Source organism: Mesorhizobium sp. M7A.F.Ca.CA.004.04.2.1 (genome assembly GCF_004022825.1).
Taxonomy (GTDB): domain Bacteria; phylum Pseudomonadota; class Alphaproteobacteria; order Rhizobiales; family Rhizobiaceae; genus Mesorhizobium.
Genome location: NZ_RZPH01000286.1, coordinates 1 through 6,057, shown reverse-complemented (window position 1 = coordinate 6,057; position 6,057 = coordinate 1). Strand labels below are relative to the sequence as shown.

Genomic DNA, 6,057 nt, shown 5'->3' with positions numbered 1-6,057 from the left:
GGAAATGCCTGTCGTCGGCAGGCTTCTGTTCGGTCAGGACCCGATCTTCTACATTTCGATCGCGCTCACCGCGGCCGTCATGTGGTTCCTGTTCAAGACAAGGACCGGACTGACGCTGCGCTCGATCGGCGACAGCCACACCTCGGCCCATGCGCTTGGCATCCAGGTCATCCGCTATCGCTATCTCGCGGTGATCTTCGGCGGCGCCTGTGCCGGGCTTGCCGGCGGCCATCTGTCGCTGGTCTACACGCCGCAATGGGTCGAGAACATGAGCGCCGGCCGCGGCTGGATCGCGCTGGCGCTGGTGGTGTTCGCCTCCTGGCGGCCATGGCGGGTGCTGGCCGGCGCCTACATCTTCGGCGCGGTGTGGATCGGCCAGCTTCATGCACAGGCTTTTGGCATTCCAGTGCCTTCACAGTTCCTTTCTTCGCTGCCCTATCTGGCAACCATCGTGGTTCTCGTTCTAATCTCGCGCAACAAGCGTCTGACGATGATGAACACGCCGGCTTCCTTGGGGCAGCCATTCGTTCCGGATCGTTGACAATAAAAACAAACGGGAAGCTCCAAGGCTTAACTCAGAGAGGTAACACAATGAAAAAACTGCTTATGGCCCTGATGACCACGACCGCCGCCATGTCGCTGGCAGTGACGGCGGAAGCTGCGGACAAGCTGAAGGCATGCTGGGTCTACACCGGCCCGATCGGCGACTTCGGCTACTCCTACCAGCACGACCAGGGCCGTCTCGATGTGGAGAAGGCGCTCGGTGACAAGGTCGAAACAGCCTATCTCGAAAACGTCTCGGAAGGTCCCGACGCCGACCGCGCTTTCGAGCGCCTGGCGCGCGAAGGCTGCAAGCTCATCTTCGGCACCTCCTTCGGCTTCATGGACCCGGAAGTGAAGGTCGCCAAGAAATTTCCCAAGGTGATGTTCGAGCACGCCACCGGCTACAAGACATCGGACAATCTTGGCATCTACAATGCCCGCTTCTATGAAGGCCGCTACATTCTCGGCCAGATCGCCGCCAAGGAATCGAAGGCCGGCGTGGCCGGCTACATCGTTTCCTTCCCGATCCCGGAAGTGGTGATGGGCATCAACTCCTTCATGCTCGGCGCCCAGTCGATCAACCCGAACTTCAAGGCAAAGATCGTCTGGGTGAATACATGGTTCGATCCGGGCAAAGAAGCCGACGCCGCCAAGGCGCTGTTCGACCAGGGGGCCGACATCATCGTCCAGCACACCGATTCGACTGCTGCCCTGCAAGTGGCCGAAGAGCGGGGCCTGAAGGGCTTTGGCCAGTCTTCGGACATGATCAAGTTCGCGCCCAAGGCGCAGCTGACTTCGATCACCGATGATTGGGGTCCCTATTACATCAGCCGGGTCCAGGCAGCCCTCGACGGCACGTGGAAGCCTGGCAATGTCTGGCTCGGCATCAAGGACGGTGCCGTCAAGATGTCCGCTTACACCAACATGCCCGACGACGTGAAAGCGATGGCGCAGGCCACCGAAAAGAAGATCGTCGACGGCTGGAACCCCTTCACGGGACCGATCGCCAAGCAGGACGGCACGCCGTGGCTGAAGGACGGCGAAGTCGCCGACGACGGCACGCTGCTCGGCATGAATTTTTATGTGAAGGGCGTCGACGACAAGCTGCCGAAATAACCAGCGCGAGACATGAGACGGAGGGGCGCCGCGAGGCGCCCTTCTTCATTCGGCGGGCTGTGCGCCGGCAGAGGGGCGATGAAACCGCGTTCGTCCGGCATCGACCACACGGCCGAGCCAGAACCTGAGCAACCGCTGTACCGGTCGTTCGCAGGTGCGCCAGATCGCCCACGAAATGAAAAGCATGAGCACGACGCAACCAAGGGCGGCAATCCATTTGCCGACAATGGGCGTTGCCGCATTGATGGCGAGATAGCCGATCTCCTGATGCAGCAGATAGAGCGGATAGGTCAGCCCGCCCAGCGCCAGGGTGAGCGCCGATGCCCTCACACGGTGGCGCAACAGCACCGCGCCGATCAGGGCCGCGTGCATGACGGCGTTGGCGAAGACAAGATTGGCCGAGGAGACGGCAATGCCGTAGTGGCCGAGCATCCAGCGCTGCGTCACCGACAGCGTTCCGCAGGAGATCAGGAACGCGGCGGCGAGCAGCAGCAGGGCCGGCACAGAACGGTCATGCGAATGGATGTGGTGGACCAGCACGCCGGCGGCGAAGAACGGGCCGAACTCGGTGAGGAACAGCAGCCTGGCTCCGCCGCTGCCGATGAAGAACTCGTTCAAGGCCGAGATCGCCAGCCAGATGAAGATCAGCTCCAGCTTGCGTTTCTGGAAGAGCCCGGTGAACAGGGCCAGCGTGATCCATCCGTAGAACACCAGTTCAAGCACGATCGACCAGTAGACGCCGTCCATGAAGGGTTGGCCGAAGGCCGGCGCGAACATCGACAGGTTGGCGACGTACTGGCTGAAAGAGGCTGGAAGCAACGGCGTGCCGGCAAGGGTGAGAACTGCGAAGGTGATCGTCATGCAGAACAGAAAACCCGGATAGAGGCGAACGAACCGCGCGATCGCAAACTGATCCCAGCTCCGGTTTTCCGCCGACCAGGCAATGACGAAACCGCTGATCAGGAAGAACAGATTGACGCCGAGATAGCCGTAGAGGGCGAACGGTGCGGCAAGCGGATAGCCCTGCGCGAGGTAGCCTTCGGCGGCCGCGCCGCGAAAGAAATAGTGAAAGAACACGACGGCAAGTGCTGCCGCCAGCCTGAGCAGGTCCAGCGTCGCGATGTAATTTTGTTCCGCAGATCTGGTGTTCATCCGCATTTCCCCGCATCTCCGGTCCGCAAACCATAGAGCGGATCGCGGCTGAGCGGGTTAAAAGGCTGAACTATCGCCAGATGTAGTAAATACGGCCCTCAGACCGCCGAACCATAAAGGTCATAGGCGTCGGCGCGGTCGATCTTGACGGTGACGATATCGCCCTGGCGCAAAGGGCGGCGCGATTGGATATGCACCGAGCCATCGATCTCGGGCGCGTCGTATTTGGTGCGGCCCTTTGCCGACGTGCCATGCGCCTCGTCGATCAGCACCGGCAGGCGCTTGCCGACCTTCTTGGCCAGCTGCGTTGCCGAAATCTTCTGCTGGCGCTGCATGAAACGGTGCCAGCGCGCCTCCTTGATCTCCTGGGGAACCTGTTCGAGACCGAGATCGTTGGAGCGGGCGCCGCGGACCGACTCGTATTTGAAGCAGCCGGCGCGATCGATCTTGGCCTCGTCGAGCCAGTCGAGCAGCATCTCGAAATCGTCGTCCGTCTCGCCGGGAAAGCCGACGATGAAGGTCGAGCGGATGGCCAGATCCGGGCAGACCTCACGCCAGCCGCGAATGCGCTCGAGCGTCTTTTCGCCGTGTGCCGGCCGGCGCATGTTCTTCAACACCTGCGGCGAAGCGTGCTGGAAGGGGATATCCAGGTAAGGGAGGATCTTGCCCTCTGCCATCAGCGGGACGACGTCGGCGACATGCGGGTAGGGGTAGACATAGTGCATGCGCACCCAGATGCCGAGCTTGCCCAGTTCCTCGGACAGATCGAGGAATTTTGCGCGCACCTCACGGTCGCCGAACATCGACGTCTGATACTTGATGTCGATGCCGTAGGCGCTGGTGTCCTGTGAGATCACCAGAAGTTCCTTGACCCCAGCCTTGGCCAGTTTCTCGGCCTCGCGCAGCACATCGGCCGCCGGCCGCGAGACGAGGTCGCCACGCAGTGCCGGAATGATGCAAAAGGTACAGCGGTTGTTGCAGCCTTCGGAAATTTTCAGATAGGCGTAGTGGCGCGGCGTCAGCTTGACACCCTGCGGCGGCAAAAGATCGACATAAGGGTCGTGCGAAGGCGGCGCGGCCTCATGCACGGCAGCCATCACGCTCTCATAGGCCTGCGGCCCGGTGATCGCCAGCACATTGGGGTGCTTTTCGCGAATGACGTCCGGCTCGGCGCCCAGGCAACCGGTGACGATCACCCGGCCGTTTTCCGAAAGCGCGGAGCCGATGGCGTTGAGCGACTCGTCGCGAGCGGAATCGAGAAAGCCGCAAGTGTTGACGACGACAAGGTCGGCGCCGTCATGCTTGCGGGCGATTTCGTAACCTTCGGCGCGCAGGCGCGTGATGATGCGCTCCGAATCCACAAGGGCCTTCGGGCATCCAAGACTGACAAAACTCACGCGTGGAGCGGACATAGAGCGTTTCCGGGCTTTTCAGGATTGCCGGCGCAGTACCACACTTATTGCGGCATTGGTATGGGCACGCCCGCGATGCGGCAAAACGCACGGCGGTCTTGCTTCCACGGCGTGAAGATGCCGATGTCTGCCAGCCTCAGCCGACCGCACCGTTTACATGCGGCCAAACCTCCACCGCGCCACGATAGATCATGTCCACAGCCACATAGAAAATGATCAGCAGGCCGACATAGGCAATCCAGCGGTGGCGATGCAGCAGCTTGGCAATGAAAGTCGCGGCCAGCCCCATCAGGGCGATCGACAGCACCAGGCCGATGATCAGCACCGGAAAATGGTCACGCGCCGCTCCAGCCACCGCCAGCACGTTGTCGAGCGACATCGACACATCGGCGACGACAATCTGCAAGGCAGCCTGGCCAAGGGTCTTGCGCTTCGTCTTGCCGGCGACCGCCTGGTCGTTGTTGAGGTCCGAATTCGACAGTGCCTCGGTCGCTTCCAATTCATCGGCATGGGACGTACGCAACTCGCGATACATCTTCCAGCAGACCCACAGCAGCAGGATGCCGCCGGCGAGCAGCAGGCCGACGATCGCCAGCAGCTTGACGGTAATTGCGGCAAACCCGATGCGCAGCACCGTTGCCGCCACCACGCCGAGAAGAATCGCCTTCTTGCGTTGTTCGGCAGGCAGGCCGGCCGCGGCGAGGCCGATGACGATCGCATTGTCGCCAGCCAGCACGAGGTCGATGGCGATGACCTGGAGCAGGGCGGTCAGACTGGCAGCGCTGAAAAAAATGTCCATCGACAGGAAGCCCTTGCTGATTTGCCGAGTGTTCGTCGATTATCCAGAGGCCCTAACTTGGTGGTCCCCTGGCGTCAAGGGATCACGCGTGGCTGCATCACCGAAGCAGCGTTGCGTCAAGCCGGATCAGGCTTTGCGGCACTCGCCGGCAGCCGGGCAAAACCATGGCCGATCACAAATCAATCGTAGAGATTGTACTTTGCCCAGTCGGCTTCTGGAATCTCGTCCCCGATCCGGTAACGGAGCTGCAGAACTTCCATATGGTCCGGCGCGGTCTGGCACTTGAATTTCAGCCGGTACCACTGCCCCTTGCTGCGAAACGCAGCACCCGAGCTCTTGATTGCATCGGCGCCCATCTCGGGCGTGGCGAAGGCGTAGGCGACGACGCGATCGGCTTCGAACTTGCGATCGTCATGGGTGATGCGGTCGAGCACTTCGGCGTCGCAACGCTGTTCAAGACGGGTTTGGGGATCGAGTTTCATCAGACCGGCGCGCAATGCATTGTCCATTGCGCTGGCTGGAAAACTCAGTGTCACTGACGCCAAGGCGGTCATGCAGAGCTTCTTCATGGGCGGGACAACCAACATATTTTGTCGGAGAAATCAACCGAGCGAACCGCCTCGGACGCCGCGGGAATCTTCAATCATATGGCCGGTGCGTTCAAAATTGCGTGTCGGGATTCGTCGTGCGATGCCTGCGGCCAACGGACCAAAGACGCACGGCCGGCATCGGTGAGATCGTAAAGGCCGCGGTCGACGCGCGCGAACCAGCCATAGACATTGTGCTGCAGGATTTTCGGCGCGATCGGCGTCACCGCCTTCAGATCTCGCGGCCGCCTGGGTCCGTCCGCCATGGCGGCAGCGCAGGCGAGGGCGCTTTGACGATAGGCCGTCATGATCGGATTGCGCGATCCTCCTCCGGCAACCGGATCGCCGCGACGGCGCTGGTGCTCGTCGACCAGACGAGAGCGCCGGCGGGCATTCTTGCGCGGCGCCAGCGCGATCGGGCTGAGAAGCACTTCGACCCGGTCCGTCC

The 6,057-nt window shown here is 61.6% G+C and carries 7 protein-coding genes; 2 read left to right on the top strand and 5 right to left on the bottom strand.

Features of this window, described 5'->3' with window-relative positions; translation table 11 throughout:
- On the top strand, positions 1 to 541 hold a 541-nt coding region (locus EN893_RS14845; RefSeq protein ID WP_164900874.1), incomplete at its 5' end, for an ABC transporter permease.
- A 50-nt stretch (positions 542 to 591) separates the two neighbouring features.
- On the top strand, positions 592 to 1,659 hold the full coding sequence (locus EN893_RS14840) for a BMP family ABC transporter substrate-binding protein (protein ID WP_128361615.1): 1,068 nt from the start codon (positions 592 to 594) through the stop codon (positions 1,657 to 1,659).
- Positions 1,660 to 1,704: 45 nt separating this feature from the next.
- On the opposite strand, the gene EN893_RS14835 is transcribed toward EN893_RS14840, so the two are convergent.
- The 5 genes from EN893_RS14835 to EN893_RS14815 form a co-directional block, all read right to left on the bottom strand.
- On the bottom strand, positions 1,705 to 2,811 hold the full coding sequence (locus EN893_RS14835; RefSeq protein ID WP_127268997.1) for an acyltransferase: 1,107 nt from the start codon (positions 2,809 to 2,811) through the stop codon (positions 1,705 to 1,707).
- A gap of 98 nt (positions 2,812 to 2,909) precedes the next feature.
- Positions 2,910 to 4,223 (bottom strand): 30S ribosomal protein S12 methylthiotransferase RimO, encoded by a 1,314-nt coding sequence (gene rimO / locus EN893_RS14830; RefSeq protein ID WP_127271065.1) that lies wholly within the window; start codon positions 4,221 to 4,223, stop codon positions 2,910 to 2,912.
- Between the two features lie 136 nt (positions 4,224 to 4,359).
- Positions 4,360 to 5,022, bottom strand: a complete 663-nt coding sequence (locus EN893_RS14825; RefSeq protein ID WP_127271063.1) for a TerC family protein — start codon at positions 5,020 to 5,022, stop codon at positions 4,360 to 4,362.
- 179 nt (positions 5,023 to 5,201) lie between these two features.
- Positions 5,202 to 5,609 (bottom strand): DUF930 domain-containing protein, encoded by a 408-nt coding sequence (locus EN893_RS14820; RefSeq protein WP_164748941.1) that lies wholly within the window; start codon positions 5,607 to 5,609, stop codon positions 5,202 to 5,204.
- A gap of 56 nt (positions 5,610 to 5,665) precedes the next feature.
- On the bottom strand, positions 5,666 to 6,057 hold a 392-nt coding region (locus tag EN893_RS14815), incomplete at its 5' end, for a DUF2161 family putative PD-(D/E)XK-type phosphodiesterase (protein ID WP_245490835.1).

Coding starts and splice junctions, on each gene's coding strand:
- EN893_RS14840 (WP_128361615.1), top strand. CDS start 592: ATGAAAAAACTGCTTATGGCCCTGATGACCACGACCGCCGCCATGTCG.
- EN893_RS14820 (WP_164748941.1), bottom strand. CDS start 5,609: ATGTTGGTTGTCCCGCCCATGAAGAAGCTCTGCATGACCGCCTTGGCG.
- EN893_RS14835 (WP_127268997.1), bottom strand. CDS start 2,811: ATGAACACCAGATCTGCGGAACAAAATTACATCGCGACGCTGGACCTG.
- rimO (WP_127271065.1), bottom strand. CDS start 4,223: ATGTCCGCTCCACGCGTGAGTTTTGTCAGTCTTGGATGCCCGAAGGCC.
- EN893_RS14825 (WP_127271063.1), bottom strand. CDS start 5,022: ATGGACATTTTTTTCAGCGCTGCCAGTCTGACCGCCCTGCTCCAGGTC.